This window comes from Spirosoma fluminis (genome assembly GCF_054778895.1).
In genome coordinates this window covers 542,446-559,052 of the sequence record NZ_BAAGZD010000004.1, presented here as the reverse complement: position 1 = coordinate 559,052, position 16,607 = coordinate 542,446, and the positions used below count along the sequence as shown (strand labels likewise).

Here is a 16,607-nt window from a genome sequence, read left to right as displayed (position 1 = left end):
AGCCGCGGCCAAAAAAGCTGGCGACTCCCAACGTTTTGCCGTTAATACTCTAGCAGAACGGGTAATTTTTTGGCCTGCTCCACAAAATCACTCACCTGCTCCACCGAAGGCGGTCGTTGGGTGAACTGGCGTTTTTTGTTAATCTGAATTAACGTAGCGTGTAAATTCTGGGGTACCCGGTGGGCTAATTCGTTCACTGTATCAACCCCCGCTTCTTCCATTAAGTCGCTGTAGACGCGGCCAATACCTTTGATCCGGGCTAAGTCAGCCCGATTCGCCAGTTCCAGGATAGCTGCAGCATCAACACCCGAGGCCGAGGCCAGGGCCTTTCGTCCCTGAGGTGTTTTTGCCGCTTCCAACAAGGCATTTCCGTCAACTAATCCCTGCCCTTTTAAGGCATTCAGAACTGCTTCCGTAACACCGCGCAGCTCTCCCAATGCAATGCTCATGACCATTGGAATCTAGGTTAAAATTTGAGGATGCTGCCTGACCTTCAGGCTTCTACACACAATTTAGTGCAGAAGGTACTTACGCCGGGTATCGTTTACCAGAAATTTCTTTTGTGCGGTAAAGCTATCGGGGTGCAATTGGGCAAACTCCCGCTGCCATTCGACGTAGCGGTCCGGCTCAGACTGCCGAAATCGGGCCGCGTCGATCTTTTTCTGGATAAGGTATTCGTCAAATGTCATGCTTATTTCGGCCATTTTCAACCGCGTTCACTCAGCAGTGCTCTGTATGTACGGGCAATGGAAGCAGGCGGCTGGCTGCTTTACGCACTCCCCAAAGCGCCACGCATCGTAATGAAGTTTTACTTTTTGTGTTATAGACGATTCCAGAAGAAACTCACGCCAATAATCAGTACAAGGCCAATCTGGACCGCCGTTACTACGTAGATATAATTTGCGTTGCCTCGCGACTCACTGATCAGGTCCTCGCCCACCGACAACTGCAGTGCTGACAGATCAGCCAGCGTTTGGGCCACCTGATTAAAGGCCGTGCTGCCAGTACCCGCAACGAAAGCCTGCCGGGCTTTCGGCAAATCGGCTATGTTCGTGGTAAATTCTTCTTCTAGCTGGTTGTAAGCAGCCAGGCGTTGTTTCAGCAGATTCAATTGGTTTGCTTCCTTGTCAGTCAGTTTAGTCCGGTCAAATTCGGTCAGCAACGAATCGATCTGGCGGTTGATCCGCTCCAGCCTGGACCCTACCGAGCCTCCATCAGCCTGACCATTGCTCACCAGATATGGTTCAAGCAGCAACCGCTTCTGATACACTCGTGAAGTTAGTTTGGTGATGATGGCCGTGGGGACCAATCGGTCTTTGAAAATCGAAGCGGAGGCTTCCTGAATCTCGTTAACGGTACGGCGACTCAGAAAAACGCTTGTCAACACTAAAGCTAACAGACTAATGATTAACAAGGTAATACGTGTACGCGAACGATTAGTGAGGTCTTTTTCCATACGATTCTTAAATTAATACTGCGGTTGGGCAGCCAAGCAAGCCTTGACGTAACGTACCTGCGCCCGTTATTAGGAGGGCTATGCAGCCCTACCTATCTCACAGCCAGTTTTTGCAGCATCTCGTCGGTAACGGACTCACTGGAAACGCCATATCCGTTGACCAGTAACCCTTTCAGTCCGTAGCGCTCCGACGAAATGGCGTACAATATGGCCATATCCGACGGGTCACTCGGGCCTTCAAAGCGATAGAAGCTGTCAACCACGAAGTCATCCGCAAAGATTTTGTACTGACCGTTGCGGCATTCAAGGCACTGTTGCAGTAAATTAAAATCTTCTACGTAGCCTTGCTTCTGTAGTTCATTCATCGTTCCGGATAAAGTGACGTAAGGGTTCATCGGTTAGGGTTTTGGTTTAACTAGCACTCGGCTGTCAATTTAGGAAAATTGGGCTAACAATGACGTGTCGCGAACGGCAATTACCGGAGGCCCTGCCGAACGAGAGTCTCCCATACGTTCATAACAGAGCACGTTCAGAGTTTATTGCGGAGACAGTTGTCTGGTGCCGGGTTGTCATGACCCTGCGATCCGAATCAAATGGCAGTTCGGCAATGTAGCGTAGTGGGCTGCACCTGCGCGAAATAGGCCTCCATCTTCTGGAGGGTCTCAGTGTCTAGCCGACGCTTTTTTTGAACAAAATCAATAATCGCATTCAGCACCACAATAGCCAGGATTCGGTTAGCCGCCCGGCGATGTCTGAAGAATCTAGCGGTTAAACGTAGCTACCATTCAGCAGTGATATGACCAGTTACCGAGGTGTGTAGCCCGTACGTCTCGACTGCCCGTCGACACTCCAGATACCCGCACCGTGGGCCGCAATGTATAGAAAGAGGAAGCAGTACAGCATCGCCAGTTCACCTTTGTTGAGGAGTGGCACCCAGCCCTGTGGTACGTGTGCGATAAAATAAGCCCCGGCCATCTGTCCACTGGCAATGAACGCAGCCACGCGCGTGAACAAGCCAATAGCAATAAGCAGGCCACCCACCAGTTCAATCACTCCCGCAGCACCCATCATCGACAGCAAGGGTACGGGTTCGCCACCGCCGGGAATGCCCAGTAACTTCTGACTGCCGTGGGATGCATAAAGCAGGCCTGCTACAATGCGCACAAGAGCGAACAGATGCGGTGTGTAGGGAGCAAGTAGTTTGTCCATAATACGTATCAAATTAGAAAATGGTGAATACCAATCTGTAAGTGCAGCCAATGAACCGAAACGGGAACGAGCCGGACCAGAAAGCAACTATAGGCTGAAGCTATTTTGAACGAATGCTTTTTTGCGTCGGTGTTCAGCGAGTGTCTCCTCCCTTATCTAAGCTGCATTATGAAGCTCGATGTGGCTATGTTGAAGCCAGACTCGGCCAGCGGCTTGTGCCAAGCAGATTCAGCAAGAGACATAAACAAGCAGTAACAGCAACAGCCTCCTTACGATAACCGACCTCACCCTGAGTTTGTTAATCCTCTGCCCCGCGCGCCAACTCCGGGCCTCATAGCAATCACAATAATAAACCTGCTTTTTGCAGGTTAAGGGGTGGCCGTAACAGGCTATTTATCCCGAAGAGTTGCCAGAGAGAGTTTTGGCCGGCTAATCGTTACGTACTTGACCCCGCGCGCGATGTACTGTTGATCAGGGAATGTATAATCCTGGTGGCGTTACGTCGTAAAAATGGGTTAGCTTCGCGCAATTCTTTGTTTAGTTGTTCCTACCATTCCACGTTAATGTTATTGCTATGAAACGGATTTTTCCTGTTTTTCTCCTGTTTGTTACCTTATCTGCCTCGGCTCAAGAGTTTAAACCCTTCAAATTCAACATCTCGTTAGGCTACGCCAAACCCACCGGCCCAGGCGCGTCGGGCGGTGTGCTTTTCTCGCTGGAACCCAAATACGGCGTAAACGATCAGTTCGACATCGGCCTGCGGTATGAGCTGGCGGCTATGGCCCGCGCCTACACCATCAATGGTCAGGATGCTGATGGCGAGTTAAAAGCCGCGTCTTCATTCGTACTGACCGGAACGTACCTTATTTCCACCAACAATTTCCGTCCCTACGTAGGCGTGGGTGCTGGTTTATTTTCAACGGCGGCTACCGGCTTTACCGTTACGGGTGGTCAGGGAACAACGGATGGCGACATTGCTGCGGGTACCAAATTTGGCGGTCTGGTTCGCGCTGGTTTCAAGGCCGGTCACTTCAACTTCGGACTTGAATACAACCTGATTCCCAAAACAACGGGATTCATTGGAAGCGTATCGGGCAGCAATTTCAACTACGAGAGCAATAACTCGTACTTCGGCATCAAATTCGGCGTCGACATCGGCGGAGGGCGGTATTAAAGAGTGAAAGAGTTAATGAGCGAAAAAGCGCTGCATTGCTGAAACGCTTTTTCACTCTGCTTCGGCGGTTCGATTTCGCTCATTAACTCTTTCACTCTTTAGGAAGAATCAACGGGTGGAGCCGGAAGCCCTTTACCCGGTTAAACTCCAGCGACGGTGCGGGTATCTTGAAGAACTGCACTGTTCCGATGAATCGCTGCAATGATGGGCTGAACGTACCGATGCGCGACAAATCAGCATCCGGCGAAATAAAGAATTGTCGGTACCGCTCGAACTTCAACTCGCGCCCATTGGCATCAACGACGCGTGGATTCTCGTGTCCGCCAATCATGCCGCTGCCGCTATAACCCAGATCGAGATTTAACCAGCGCGGAAACGACGGGCCAACGGGTAACACCGATGCCAGATTCACCGATAGCCAATACTGCTGTCCATTGTAATCTTTGAGCATCTGCTGGCCAATCGTTTTCCCGAGCAGGTTCGGGCGGTAGGACGGGAAAATCGTTTGACGAAATCCGTATTTCAAACTCACAAACTGCTGCCCGGCGCTGTACTGCTGTCCAACAAACAGGGCCGTTCCCGCCACGTTGGCCACCATGTCGCCTTTCGAAAACCCCCACCCTTCCGAGTGCCCATCAAAGACCTCAAGGGTTGTCTGAAATAAAAGCGCCAGGAGTCCGCCAGTCAGAATACTGGCTCGCTCATTGACACCGCTCCAGCGCATGAGTTCATAGCCACCCCGGCTCATGCAATAGGCCGTAGCCGCATGACCGACCTTGTCCATCTGCAACCACTCGGCATTGTCGTTAAAGCTATGAAACGGGACTTTCTTTTTGTACCACTGCTTCCGCAGCAGTAACAGGGTAATGGTGTAAAAAGCCGCCGTACCAGCGACTACGCCAATAAATCGACCCTGATTTATGCCTGGTTGATCAGGTATGACAGGGGCAGCTGGCAACGGTTGTGCCTGAACGGATTGACCCAGAATGAGCAGGCATAAACCAATCAATGCTGTAGCCCGTATCCATTGTTTCATGCCCAAAAGTAGCCGATTATCACTTCACCAACTGCGCCAGCTCCGCAGAAGATACCGTTAGCAGGCCAACGTTGGGTAATCGTCGGGTGAGTTCACGCCAGTTTGCATCTTTGGCATAGATGCGGTTGAGCATGCTCGCGGCCTTGGGTACCTGCTTTGAATTAGCTAAGGCAATGGCGGTCCAATACTGCATTTCGAGGTTTTGCGGAAACTGCTTCATGGCGGCTTCGTACTCCTGCATGGCTTTGCTCATGTCGTTGTTTTCAACCGCCAGGTCACCGCGGTTCATGTGCTCATAGGCGCGGTGGGTACGTAACAGCCGATCCAGCTCACGTAACGGCTGGTCGGCATCATCCACGCGCAGGTCAACCATATGGTTATCATTCCACGGGTTCCCCGTCGACTTTCCTTTCACGACCAAAACAACAGCCGACTGCCGTCCCCGAATGTCACCGCCAGCGGCCTGGGCTGCGTTTAAGGCTGATAAAACGCGTTCGGGTAAAGGCAGATCAGTATTCTTTTCAAAAGCGGTGGCCATAGCCCCCGGCACTTTATCGGTCAGCATCATATTGGCCTGCACCGAGTAGTTTTTGCCTTTGCGATGGCTGGCAAAATCGACGCATTTTTTACCGGTATAAACCGCTACGTTCCCTTTCGCATCGGCAATCGCTACTTGACGCATATCTCGCCCGTCGTCGAGACGTAACAGTTCATCCAGTGCCTTTTGCGCCGTTTTGCCTTTTTTCAGCAAGGCCAGTCCACGCAAGCCAAATGATTTGTTGATAAACGATTGTGTCGCCACGACGCCAACTCCGGCTTCGCCCCAGGAAACGGTGGTACCAACCGAAAACCAGTGACTCTGCACGCCCACCGATAAATCGCCGGTCTTTTCATCACGGGCAACGATGGAGAACGTATGGGCAAAGGGGTCACCATTACGCGTTCGTTGCGCATGAACCAGCAACGGTATACTCAGCAGTAGTAAACTGATTTTTATCATAAAAGCAATTAAGTAATGATGGTAAAACGCGCATAGGTAGTCGTTATCACAACGTCTTTCACGCCAGCGCGGGTGTAGAGCCGACGTCTGTTCACAACCTGAATCGTGTTGCTATCTGGATCAACCGTAACGGATTCCGGATACACCCAACGAAACAGATCTTCCTTCGTATTGGGCACTACGTCGATTCGTTTAAGATCAGAGGAGAACGAAAAATAACGAACAACCCCTTGCATAGCGTAATTAACAATCCGTTCAGGATCGTACTCAATGGGCTCACCATCCCATACCTTATTAGGTGTTTCCAACCAGATATGTTGTTCTGGCCACCATTGTGTAAACAGAAATACCGGCTTTGCCCGATGTTTGTCCGTCGGATAAATGCGCAGTTCTAAGTAGTTGCTATACTTCAGGGTCAAATCCGGGATCTCAACCAGCATATCTGTTGATTCCCTTCCATCGAGATTAATGTCCAGCGCTTCGCTGCTCACGGATTGAATGGCTCTGTACTTTCCGTGAAACTTCTCGTGCAGGGCCTCTGCGTTTTCATACGGCGCAAAGTCTTTGGGATAGCATCCCGTCAGCCCCAAGCTAATCAGGGCCATAATCACGTTTTTCATACCGTTGCGGCTTATTACGTACTTGGCCTAAATTACAAAATAAGGGTATATACAATGGTGGTAATCGTTGACAAACTTGTCCAATATTCTAGAGTTGTATTTAATGCACGAGCAAAAGAGGCATTAGCGCGACCTAACCATATCGTTCTAGCAAAGCCAACCGGTCCTGAAAGAATAATACCCGACACAAACGCCAGATGCCGTAATTTGCAGTCAAATACCCAGTCATTTTATGAGTCTCGAACAATCGCCACCTCTCAATCGCGCCCAGGAATCACGCGTTGCCATCGAACGATTATACATCACCATGCGCCACCTCTTTAACCGGGGATTTTACAAACCGTCGGGGGTTTCGGGCGAAGAAATACGCCGGGCGCTGCTCACGCTCCAACCCGAAATCTACGGTCTCGTAACGGATCCGCAGCGTGTTGAGTTAGACGGTCTGGTATACGTAATGGATCGTTTGCCGAAGGGCATCGAAGCGTGCCGGGTCATTACGTTAGCCTCGCGCGAAGGCTTCGAACATTCCCATTTTCCAGTACTGGTTCCCGCGAAACGTCGACGTAACTGTTACCGCATCGACCAGGAACAGATGGTGATCGAAGTCACGAACGGACGTAGCGAAATCTACGACATTCTGACCCACCTGACGTTTATGTTTATGGAAGCCGACAAGATTCGGCGGAACGCGTTTCAGGAACGGGGCAGCAAAACCCGCGAGTGGGAGAAGCTGGAGGCTATTATTCAGGCGGGCGGTACCGTAACCGAAGATGAACGCGAACTGGCGCTTACGTATTTAAGCTCGATTCTGGGCCGCACGTTCGAAGAAACCCAACACGCTTACCGCCGTTTTGAGGAGACGGCAGGCACCAACAACGGACTGTTTCAAATCGTCTATAATCTGGGCAGCGTATCGATCAGCGAAATTCGCGAAACCCACCTCGACCGGGAGATTAATTTTACGCCCATGCTCCGCGAACGGATCGGTCAGCACCTCTACGGCGAACGCTGGGCAACCCGCATCAAGCAGTATATCTGGGAGAATAATCTCCAGGAGCGGCCTCTGCATATCATCAGTGCCAACCCGCACAGCGTAATGAACTGCCTTTACGCGCCAGCGGCTTTGGCAGGTACTACCAGCTGGGACAGCCTTTATGACCTGGCCCTGAAACTGAGCCAGCCGACGCAGCAGGACCTTCGGCAGCGCGTACTTGACTACGCCCTAGCGCACGGTCTGCACGAACTGGCCGATGCGGGCGGCACCAATCTGCTGGTTCAGTTAATCGATACCGCCCGACTGGATGTTGCTCAATTATCGACTGAACTGGCGCACGATCCCGATCAGATGCGAAAAGACCAGCCCTTGCTGCTGGTAATGGATTACGCCTTCGGCGAACAGGCCTTCGAAACCATGGACGAACTGTTAAAGCCGTATGAAGTTAACGGCGAATCGTTCCCGCTGCGGGTAGCCTCTATTTCGGTCATTGGCAAAGCAGGTATCCTGACGGGCGGCAAAGGCGACCTGATGCTGCCAACGGCCCATATTTTTGAAGGCACCGCCGATAACTACCCTTTTGTGAACGACTTCTGCAAAGCGGATTTCGAGGACAATGGTTTGGCTGTCTACGAAGGCGCTATGATTACCGTCCTGGGTACGTCGCTGCAGAACAAGGACATCCTCAGCTATTTCCGCAATTCGTCGTGGAAAGCGGTTGGTCTGGAAATGGAAGGAGCGCACTACCAGAAAGCGATTCAGGCCCATGTCGAGATTCGCAACAGCGTTCCCAACCATGTCAACGTACGCTACGCCTATTACGCGTCTGACAATCCCCTGATTACGGGTGGAACGCTGGCATCCGGCAGTCTCGGTACGTTAGGTGTGAAACCGACGTACCTGATTACGGTCAAGTGTCTGGAGAAGATATTTGCCAATCAGAACCCAAAACACGAATAGCCAGACAAGGTCGAAAACGTAGTGGCTGCCTTTCCAGTTACTGATACTATGGCGACCGCTACGTTTTGGATTCAGGGTTCACTCAATGATTTTCTTGCCCGTAACCGGCGATACGTAGCATTCGTGCATACGTTTGGGGCGAGGGTGTCGGTTAAAGATGTGATTGAGTCGTTGGGGGTACCTCATCCAGAGATTGGGTTACTGCTCGCCAACAACGAATCGGTCGATTTTACTTACCTCATTCAGGAGCAGGATGTCATCAGCGCTTACCCGGCCTTTAGTCAGCTTCCTCTAACCGTAATCTCCACCGTTCAGCCCGAGCCGCTGAGCGAATACCGGTTTGTGCTGGACGTACATTTGGGTACGCTGGCGACGTACCTGCGTATGCTGGGCTTTGACACACTCTACCGGAATGATTATGACGATGAGGAATTAGCCCGTATCTCCCATCAGGAAACTCGTGTGCTGCTAACCCGCGATCGGGGTTTGTTGATGCGTACGATTGTTGAGTATGGGTACTTCCTACGTAACACGAATCCCGAAAAGCAACTCATCGAAGTCCTGCAACGCTTCGGCTTAGCTGCTGCCATACGCCCGTTTGCGCGCTGTTTAGCCTGTAATGGCTTGCCTGAACCCATTGACAAAGCAATCGTTATTGACCAGTTGCCGCCGAACGTTCGGGAAGGACAGGACCGATTCTGGCAGTGCCAGCACTGTGGTCGGATATACTGGGAAGGAACGCACTACCAGCGTATGCGGCTGTTCGTGGAGAACGTCAGCAATCAACTAGCCAACAATAGCACCTAACCAATACAAGACTTCACCTAAGTCATATTATGGGCCGTAAACGCTTTTTCTGGAACAAGCAGCCAGTCAAATTTGTAGAAACATAGGGACTTTTTGCCCAGCTACTTTCATGGCTAAGCACGACAAAACTATACAGGCAGGACCCGACGTTATTCTGATCGGGGCAGGCATCATGAGCGCCACACTCGGCGTGATGCTGAAGGAATTACAGCCGGACATCACCATTGATATTTACGAACGGCTCGACGGGGCTGCTGCCGAAAGTTCAGACGCCTGGAACAACGCGGGCACTGGTCACTCGGCGTTCTGCGAGTTAAACTACACCCCCGAACGCCCAGACGGCTCCATTGATAACTCAAAAGCGATCAAGATTGCAGAGTCGTTTGAACAGTCGAAGCAGTTCTGGGCGTTTCTGGTTGAGCAGGGATTTTTGTCCGACGCACCGAACTTCATTCGCTCGATTCCGCACATGAGCTTTGTTTGGGGTGAAGACAATGTAAACTATCTGCACAAGCGCTTCGAGGCTCTCCAGCAGAATCACCTCTTCCACGGCATGCAGTACTCGGAAGATCCGGGACAACTGGCGCAGTGGATGCCTCTGGTGATGGAAGCCCGTGATCCCAACCAGAAAGTAGCGGCTACGCGCATGGACCTGGGCACGGACGTTAACTTCGGTGCCCTCACCCGCAGCATGTTCTACCGGCTGCAGGCCATGCCGGGCGTTCGCATCTATTTCGCCCATGAGGTGCGCGATATATGGCGGTCGAAATCACTGGGTGGCTGGAAAATTCGGGTAGAAAACGTAACAACGAATCACGTCCGCGATGTTCGGTCCCGCTTTATGTTCATCGGTGCCGGTGGTGGTTCGTTGCGTCTGCTGGAAAAATCGGACATTCCCGAAGCACGTGGCTACGGCGGTTTCCCCGTGAGCGGTCAGTGGCTTAAATGCGTGAACCCCGACATCATCAACCAGCACCAGGCAAAAGTATACGGTAAAGCGTCGGTAGGTGCGCCACCGATGTCAGTACCTCACCTCGATACCCGCATGATCGAAGGTCGCCGGGAGTTGCTTTTCGGCCCCTACGCGGGTTTCTCGACTAAATTCCTGAAGCACGGGTCGTATGCCGACTTGCCCAAGTCCATCCAGATGGGCAACCTGGCTCCGATGCTGATGGCTGGTCTGCACAATATTCCGCTTACCCGGTATCTGATTCAGCAGGTGATGCAGTCGCCCGAAGATCGCTTAGCTGCTCTGCGGGAGTACTTTCCGAATGCCAAGATGGACGACTGGGATCTGGAGATTGCCGGCCAGCGGGTACAGGTCATCAAAAAAGATGAAGAAGAGGGTGGTGTGTTAGAGTTCGGCACCGAAGTCGTTAGCTCAGCCGACGGCACCATTGCTGCATTACTGGGAGCCTCACCGGGCGCATCAACGGCGGTATCGATCATGATCGACCTGCTCAACAAATGCTTTAAAGAAGAGATGGCGTCGGATGCCTGGCAGCAAAAGTTAAAGGAAATGATTCCATCGTATGGCCGCTCACTTGCCAAAGACCCTCAGCTATTGCAGGAAACCCGGCAGCACACCAGCCAGGTTCTTGGCCTGAGCGTTGGCGAACAGATGTCGGCCGTTACGCGGTAAACGATACGCTGTTTCGATCCGATATTATTAAAAAAGGAGGGCCTAAGCCCTCCTTTTTATTGCACTGCCAATATTTTAAACTCGGTTCGTCGGTTTTGCTGGTGTTCGTTCTCGTTACAGTTCACCCCGTCAACGCAGCCGTTTACAATTTCACTTTCTCCATACCCATGAGCCACTAACCGACTGGCCTTAATGCCCCGTGATACCAGATAATCCATAGCTGCACGGGCCCGGTTTTCCGACAAGCGGAGATTATAGGCATCCGTAGCGCGCGCATCCGTATGCGAACGCAGCTCAATCGACATCTGCGGATACTCTTTCAAAATTGCCAGTACGTGGTCGAGTTCACGAGCTGCATCAGCCCGGATAAAGAATTTGTTCAGATCATAGTAGATGTTCTTGAGCTGGAATATATCTCCTACGCCATATAACCCCAATGAGTCGGTGACAACCTTAGGATTGCGTTTATTCTTCGCGTACTGTGCTTTCTTCGTAGCGTACCGATCTTTCTGGGCCGTAATGGTATAAGGAGCATTAGGGCGGGTGTTGAACTCGTACCCTCCGTCGGGGCCCGTAATCACCGTCTGCTCCGACTTGTCCTTGTCGTTACGTAACGTCACCTTCACACCCGAGGCCGGTAACTGATTGACTTCAGTTTTCACCACGCCCTTCACAATCGTATTCTCCGAGCGTTCGAGATAGATCGAAACGTTCAGGATCGGCTTGGGCGACTGGGTCAGCGTCGAGAAGCGAACACTATTCATGGCAAAACCTTCTTTGATAGCTTTGAACTCGTATTCCGTGTTCGACTCAACGCAGAGATCCGCCCGCCCCTGTAGATTGGTTAGTTTAAGCTCCTGGTTGACGCTGTTCCGCAGGATGCGGACATCTGCATTTTCAAGAGGCTGATTGGTTTTCGCGTCGTAAACGAAAATATTTAACTGTTTACATGTACGCCGGAACGCATAAATGTCGTCATCGCTTACGCCTTTTTTTCGGTTGCTACTGAAATACCCATTCGTGCGGCTTTTATCGGTAATGAATCCGAAATCGTCTTTCTCGGAGTTAATTGGAGCGCCTGCATTGTTAACCCCTTTGTAGGCAACTCCATCCCGAAGTTCCGCGTAGAACACATCCAGCCCGCCCAGACCTTCGTGTCCATCCGAGGAGAAGTACAGGTTTCCACCTTCATCGGCGAACGGAAACATCTCGTTCCCCTCCGTATTAATTTCCTTACCCATGTTCACGGGCGTTCCCCACTGCCCGTTGCTGTATTCAACGACGTAGATGTCCGTGCCGCCGTAGCCACCGGGCATGTCAGACGCAAAATAAAGTTTGGTGTTGTCGGGCGAAAAAGCCGGGTGACCAACTGAATATTCGTTGCTGTTGAAGGGTAGCTCCTGAATATCACTCCACTTTCCGTTTTTGTTCACGGAAGAATACAATTTCAGTTTTTTTATCCCATCCGAGCTTTTACCAGCTTTTCCCTTGCTGGTATTGTTCCGGGTGAAAATGATAAAGTTCTGATCCCGCGTAAAAGTCATCGGTCCCTCATGGTATTTTGTGTTCAGGGTCCGGCTGAAAATCTCGGCTTTAGTGAGCTGCTGACTCTCGGCGGCCACTTCCGCTTCGGTAGCTTTTGTGTCGCTGCTGCCTCCCAGCACAGCCGCACTCGCCGGGCGAGGCAGGGCCCCTGGCACCCGTAACTGATTGGTATCGGGGTGGTAATACAGATCCAGGAAAGGCGTCTGGTTCCAGTTGAAAACCCGCTTAACCGCCCCCGACTCGTCGCGGGCCGAGACAAATACCAGCCCGTTTTTATAATACATCGGGCTAAAGTCAGCCTGGCGTGAGTTGATAGGAAGATTATGAATTCGGTAGGACGAGGAATCCTGATAGAAGCGGCTCATATCCATATAGGATACCGTAAACCGACGCCCCCGTAAGTCCTGCGCCTGTTTTTCGCCGTATTGGCTATACATCTTCTGCGACTCCCGGTATTTGCTGTTGGCAGCCAGTGACTGCGCATAATACAGGTACACCTCACTGTCAAGGTCCGTATAGGCTTTGACCAGATCGGCATATACCCGCTCAGCATTCCGGGTGTCCTGGAGCTTACGGTAGCTATAGCCAAGCTTGATCATGGCTTCGCGAGTCTCTGTAGGGTCCTTTTTCTTATCGGTCCGCAGAAACTCTTCGTACGCCCGCACAGCACTGACGTAGCTAAGGTTATCAAATTGTTTGTTGGCCGCTCGCAACCGCGCACTTTGCGCCTGAACAGTCAGGCTCCACAAGGCCAGTCCTGCAAGTAGCAAGACCCGTACAATTCGGTTCATGGATAATAATAAGTTTATGAAACTATGGGCTCAGAACGGAATCTATCAAATAGAGTGCCAGAGTTATAAAAACGAACACCCAATCCCGTCGATCGGAACAGTGTACGCAATTGCCCCTTTAAAAGTACAATTTTTTGTAATCTAGTAGACACATCGAATCACTTAGGTTGCAAAATGAACTGCGCGATCCGGCTTGTCTGGGACGTAATGCGAACAGAGTGGCCGATTCGCCGACCAACCACCCAGGCAACCTGATCGTCCGCGAGCAGAACAAGGGCCTTTTCCCGTTCAGAGCGGCTTACTTTCAGATCGTTTAATATGTCGCTAACCAGCTTACTTCCTTTCATCCCCAACGGTCGGAACCGATCGCCCTGCCGCCACGGCCGAATCGTCAGCGGAAACTGAAGTTGGTCCGCATCCAGGCAAGCAATGTGCGGATCGGTGGGCACCATGAATTCAGGCTCTCGCGAACGGAGCGTAACATGAAGCGTGTATTGCTCACCTAGTACCATGGGCGAGGTGGGCCAGTCAGTCAGTATAATATCGACCGTATCTATGTCAGCCAGAGGTGCCAGCAAAAGCCCTCCCCGTTCGTGCGTGATACGGTGAGTAGCCGATTGAACGACCTGCCCAGCTTCACTGACCAACGTATTGCTTATCTGCCGGGCCTGATCACCTGTAAAGCCGAAAGGTTTAAGCCATTCCGCCAATCGAAACGTCATTTCCGGCAGGACCAGCAGCTTATCCGCAGCCAGCCAGATTTGCTTACCCTGCCGTTCGGCCGTCTGGGTCCAGGAACGCTCCAGTTCACTACGTACCAGGGTTTCGGTAGCCCTCAGCCGTTCAATTGTCCGTGGCAGCGTTTCCCAAAATCCCGGATTCAGCGCTTCCAGCACGGGTACAACATGGTGGCGAATTCGATTGCGTGCGTACTTATCATCAGCATTGGAACTGTCTTCCCGGTACGTCAGCGCATGTGCCTGTGCGTAGGCAGCCAGCTCAGCACGGGTTGCCATCAGCAACGGCCGAACAACGTTGCCTTGCCTGGGCGCAATCCCGCGCAATCCCGCGATACCCGTTCCGCGGGTAAGGTTTAGCAACATCGTTTCCAGTACGTCGTTCTGATGGTGAGCCGTTGCTACGCAGGCATAGTTATGCTCACGGAGAAGCTGCGTAAACCAGTTATAACGAAATTCGCGGGCGGCCATCTGAATCGAAATACCACGCTCACGAGCCAGCCTGCGGGTATCGACCTCGATTATATGAAACGGAACCTCATACTGCTTTGCCTTGTTTTCTACGAAAATGGCATCAGCCGCTGACTCCGTCCCGCGCAGCCCAAAGTTAACGTGCGCTATGGCGAACGGCCGACCGCTACGCTGGAACACCTCGGCCATAACAACTGAATCGAGTCCGCCACTCACCGCCAGCAGGACCCGATCGGTTGCCGTAAACAAGCAGTTGTCGTTAATAAATCCTAAAAAATGTTGCTCTAGCATCCGGTATCGGCTCGATGCCGTAGTTTTGTTACCATGTATCGTTTGACAGTTCGCCTTCTTCTTGGTTTTACGCTGCTCAGTTTTCTGATAGCTGCCCCCAACGCCCTGGCGCAGGTGGGTCGCCCAGCCACACCCGCGGCTGACAAGGTGGAGCTGCTGCCCGGCTCCGACAGCTTAGTGATCGTGAATATACCGGGTCAGGCGGTTCGCAAGATTTATAATAACGTCCGGTTTCGTCAGAAAGGCGTGCTCATGTACTGCGATCTGGCCATCCAGAACGTAACGAGCAACGTCATTGAAGCCTACGGGAACGTTCGCATGATTCAGGGCGATACCATCAGCGTTCGGGGTGATACTATGCTGTATTATGGCAATACCCGCCAGGCGAATGTACGCGGCCGTGTCGTTATGAAAGACCGGAAAATGACGCTCACGACAGCTCAGCTCGATTACGATATGATTTCCGGAATAGCGCACTACCCCACGCCGGGCCGGATTGTCGATAAAGAGAACGTATTGACCAGCCGCGAAGGCTATTACGATACCCGTTCAAAATTATTCACCTTCCGGCAGAATGTTCGTCTGGTCAACGATAAAGGTACGCTAACCGCTGATTCGCTGCTGTACAACTCTTTAAGCCGGATCGCTACCTTCCAGGGGCCGACACGTATTACCAATAAAGACGGCGTGCTGACGGCCATTGAAGGGCAGTACAATACGACAACGGGCATCTCAAACTTCCAGCGCCGGGCCACGGTTGAAACCCCTACATACCGGCTCACGGGCGACTCCCTGTATTACGACAACGTAACAGAGTTAGGCATTGCCAAAGGAAAAGTGATTATGGTGGCTAAAGACCGCAAGATCATTATCAACGGGGACCACGTTCGCTACAACGGTAAAGCAGGGATTTCACGGGTTACGGGCCATCCGGTCATGAAAAGCCTCGCCAGCGAAGCCAGCAGAGACACTTTATTCCTGAGAGCTGATACGTTGTTTTCCTTCGATGACAAAGCGACGAACACCCGCCGGTTGTTAGCGCACAAAAACGTGTTTGTCTACAAGTCTGACCTGCAAAGCAAGTGCGATTCGCTGCTGTACAATACGGCCGACTCGACCATTTATTTTTACAAGAAGCCGATTGTCTGGAGCCAGAACAAATACCAGATGGAAGCGGACTCAATGCGGGCTCTGCTGAAAAATAATCGGATCAATACGATGTTTCTGAAGGGCAGGTCGTTCGTGATTTCGCTTGATACCCTCAAGAATTTCAATCAGATTAAAGGGCGTACCATTACGGCTTATTTCACCACAAAAACCAGGCCTGCGGACATAACGCCCCAAACGACTGCGGCCGCTCGGGTCGGCGGCACCAGTTCAACGGCCTCGCCCATCATCCGAACCGTTTCTACGGTTGCAACGAACCCCTCGCCTAAAAGCGTACTGGTACAAAACACCGCACCGGTTTCGGCCAGCGCTCCAGTTCAGGAGGAAACCGCACTGGAGCGGGTCATTGTGGAAGGAAACGGGCAGAGTATTTACTACGCAGTTGATGAACAGAATAGAATGATTGGGTTGAATCACGTGGAATGCAGCCGCATGAACATCGAGTTTCTCGAGAATAAAGTGGGACGTATTCGTTTCTACGGACGGCCTGACGCTCAACTGATTCCGCCCCAAGAAATTACTAGTGAGAACGAACAACTAGATGGTTTTCGGTGGCGCGAACCCGAAAAGCCGACTAAGGCACAAGTTTTGTGGTTAGAAATTCCACCGGCTGAACAACCAGCCGCTAAAAAACCAATTAAAATGAAGCCGAACACTAAACCTTTGGCTAAGAAACTCGTTCCAAGAGGTAATAATTGAGCCGTTTA

15 protein-coding genes are annotated in these 16,607 nt (G+C 51.7%); 5 read left to right on the top strand and 10 right to left on the bottom strand.

From position 1 onward, the window contains the following. Positions 1-41: 41 nt before the first annotated feature. The 5 genes from ACYVBJ_RS07885 to ACYVBJ_RS07865 all read right to left on the bottom strand — a co-directional run bounded on the left by ACYVBJ_RS07885 (position 42) and on the right by ACYVBJ_RS07865 (position 2,665). The gene (locus tag ACYVBJ_RS07885) at positions 42-449 is read right to left on the bottom strand and encodes a DUF4332 domain-containing protein (RefSeq protein WP_460981748.1); all 408 of its coding nucleotides are present in this window, start codon (positions 447-449) and stop codon (positions 42-44) included. 63 nt (positions 450-512) lie between these two features. Beyond that, a complete protein-coding gene (locus tag ACYVBJ_RS07880) occupies positions 513-704 on the bottom strand; it encodes a hypothetical protein (protein WP_460982136.1) in 192 nt (63 codons plus the stop codon). 116 nt (positions 705-820) lie between these two features. Further along, complete coding sequence (locus ACYVBJ_RS07875; RefSeq protein ID WP_460981747.1) at positions 821-1,456, bottom strand: MCP four helix bundle domain-containing protein; 636 nt, start codon at positions 1,454-1,456, stop codon at positions 821-823. Between the two features lie 92 nt (positions 1,457-1,548). Continuing rightward, a complete protein-coding gene (locus tag ACYVBJ_RS07870) occupies positions 1,549-1,851 on the bottom strand; it encodes a phosphoribosylpyrophosphate synthetase (protein WP_460981746.1) in 303 nt (100 codons plus the stop codon). Positions 1,852-2,260: 409 nt separating this feature from the next. Then, complete coding sequence (locus ACYVBJ_RS07865; RefSeq protein ID WP_460981745.1) at positions 2,261-2,665, bottom strand: DoxX family protein; 405 nt, start codon at positions 2,663-2,665, stop codon at positions 2,261-2,263. A gap of 574 nt (positions 2,666-3,239) precedes the next feature. Between ACYVBJ_RS07865 and ACYVBJ_RS07860 the strand changes: the two genes are divergently transcribed. Beyond that, positions 3,240-3,839, top strand: coding sequence for an outer membrane beta-barrel protein (locus tag ACYVBJ_RS07860; RefSeq protein ID WP_460981744.1), 600 nt, complete (start codon positions 3,240-3,242; stop codon positions 3,837-3,839). 91 nt (positions 3,840-3,930) lie between these two features. Here the strand turns inward: ACYVBJ_RS07860 and ACYVBJ_RS07855 are convergent, their stop codons facing one another. The 3 genes from ACYVBJ_RS07855 to ACYVBJ_RS07845 are packed head-to-tail and all read right to left on the bottom strand — an operon-like array spanning position 3,931 to position 6,495. Next, positions 3,931-4,875 carry a DUF2279 domain-containing protein gene (locus tag ACYVBJ_RS07855; protein ID WP_460981743.1) on the bottom strand — a complete coding sequence of 315 codons (945 nt, stop codon included), beginning with the start codon at positions 4,873-4,875 and terminating at the stop codon, positions 3,931-3,933. 19 nt (positions 4,876-4,894) lie between these two features. Beyond that, complete coding sequence (locus ACYVBJ_RS07850; protein WP_460981742.1) at positions 4,895-5,875, bottom strand: DUF1028 domain-containing protein; 981 nt, start codon at positions 5,873-5,875, stop codon at positions 4,895-4,897. Between the two features lie 8 nt (positions 5,876-5,883). Further along, on the bottom strand, positions 5,884-6,495 hold the full coding sequence (locus ACYVBJ_RS07845; protein WP_460981741.1) for a hypothetical protein: 612 nt from the start codon (positions 6,493-6,495) through the stop codon (positions 5,884-5,886). A 232-nt stretch (positions 6,496-6,727) separates the two neighbouring features. On the opposite strand from ACYVBJ_RS07845, the gene ACYVBJ_RS07840 reads away from it, so the two are divergent. The 3 genes from ACYVBJ_RS07840 (at position 6,728) to ACYVBJ_RS07830 (ending at position 10,898) form a co-directional block, all read left to right on the top strand. Further along, entirely contained in the window at positions 6,728-8,449 is a 1,722-nt protein-coding gene (locus tag ACYVBJ_RS07840) for a DUF6909 family protein (RefSeq protein ID WP_460981740.1), read from the top strand. Positions 8,450-8,497: 48 nt separating this feature from the next. Beyond that, positions 8,498-9,256: a Mut7-C RNAse domain-containing protein gene (locus ACYVBJ_RS07835; protein ID WP_460981739.1), complete on the top strand. Its 759-nt coding sequence runs from the start codon at positions 8,498-8,500 to the stop codon at positions 9,254-9,256. Positions 9,257-9,365: 109 nt separating this feature from the next. Further along, complete coding sequence (locus ACYVBJ_RS07830; protein WP_460981738.1) at positions 9,366-10,898, top strand: malate:quinone oxidoreductase; 1,533 nt, start codon at positions 9,366-9,368, stop codon at positions 10,896-10,898. A gap of 56 nt (positions 10,899-10,954) precedes the next feature. Here ACYVBJ_RS07830 and ACYVBJ_RS07825 read toward each other — a convergent pair whose 3' ends face one another. Beyond that, positions 10,955-13,234 carry an OmpA family protein gene (locus ACYVBJ_RS07825; RefSeq protein WP_460981737.1) on the bottom strand — a complete coding sequence of 760 codons (2,280 nt, stop codon included), beginning with the start codon at positions 13,232-13,234 and terminating at the stop codon, positions 10,955-10,957. A gap of 158 nt (positions 13,235-13,392) precedes the next feature. Continuing rightward, positions 13,393-14,691, bottom strand: coding sequence for a tRNA lysidine(34) synthetase TilS (gene tilS, locus ACYVBJ_RS07820; RefSeq protein WP_460981736.1), 1,299 nt, complete (start codon positions 14,689-14,691; stop codon positions 13,393-13,395). A 75-nt stretch (positions 14,692-14,766) separates the two neighbouring features. Between tilS and ACYVBJ_RS07815 the strand changes: the two genes are divergently transcribed. Next, positions 14,767-16,599: an OstA-like protein gene (locus ACYVBJ_RS07815; protein WP_460981735.1), complete on the top strand. Its 1,833-nt coding sequence runs from the start codon at positions 14,767-14,769 to the stop codon at positions 16,597-16,599. Positions 16,600-16,607 lie beyond the last annotated feature (8 nt).

Bases quoted from the DNA above. Each gene is read 5' to 3' on its own strand.
- ACYVBJ_RS07870 (WP_460981746.1), bottom strand. From the start codon at position 1,851: ATGAACCCTTACGTCACTTTATCCGGAACGATGAATGAACTACAGAAG.
- ACYVBJ_RS07885 (WP_460981748.1), bottom strand. From the start codon at position 449: ATGAGCATTGCATTGGGAGAGCTGCGCGGTGTTACGGAAGCAGTTCTG.
- ACYVBJ_RS07875 (WP_460981747.1), bottom strand. From the start codon at position 1,456: ATGGAAAAAGACCTCACTAATCGTTCGCGTACACGTATTACCTTGTTA.
- ACYVBJ_RS07845 (WP_460981741.1), bottom strand. From the start codon at position 6,495: ATGAAAAACGTGATTATGGCCCTGATTAGCTTGGGGCTGACGGGATGC.
- ACYVBJ_RS07850 (WP_460981742.1), bottom strand. From the start codon at position 5,875: ATGATAAAAATCAGTTTACTACTGCTGAGTATACCGTTGCTGGTTCAT.
- ACYVBJ_RS07855 (WP_460981743.1), bottom strand. From the start codon at position 4,875: ATGAAACAATGGATACGGGCTACAGCATTGATTGGTTTATGCCTGCTC.
- ACYVBJ_RS07880 (WP_460982136.1), bottom strand. From the start codon at position 704: ATGGCCGAAATAAGCATGACATTTGACGAATACCTTATCCAGAAAAAG.
- ACYVBJ_RS07865 (WP_460981745.1), bottom strand. From the start codon at position 2,665: ATGGACAAACTACTTGCTCCCTACACACCGCATCTGTTCGCTCTTGTG.
- ACYVBJ_RS07860 (WP_460981744.1), top strand. From the start codon at position 3,240: ATGAAACGGATTTTTCCTGTTTTTCTCCTGTTTGTTACCTTATCTGCC.
- ACYVBJ_RS07815 (WP_460981735.1), top strand. From the start codon at position 14,767: ATGTATCGTTTGACAGTTCGCCTTCTTCTTGGTTTTACGCTGCTCAGT.
- ACYVBJ_RS07835 (WP_460981739.1), top strand. From the start codon at position 8,498: ATGGCGACCGCTACGTTTTGGATTCAGGGTTCACTCAATGATTTTCTT.
- ACYVBJ_RS07830 (WP_460981738.1), top strand. From the start codon at position 9,366: ATGGCTAAGCACGACAAAACTATACAGGCAGGACCCGACGTTATTCTG.
- ACYVBJ_RS07825 (WP_460981737.1), bottom strand. From the start codon at position 13,234: ATGAACCGAATTGTACGGGTCTTGCTACTTGCAGGACTGGCCTTGTGG.
- ACYVBJ_RS07840 (WP_460981740.1), top strand. From the start codon at position 6,728: ATGAGTCTCGAACAATCGCCACCTCTCAATCGCGCCCAGGAATCACGC.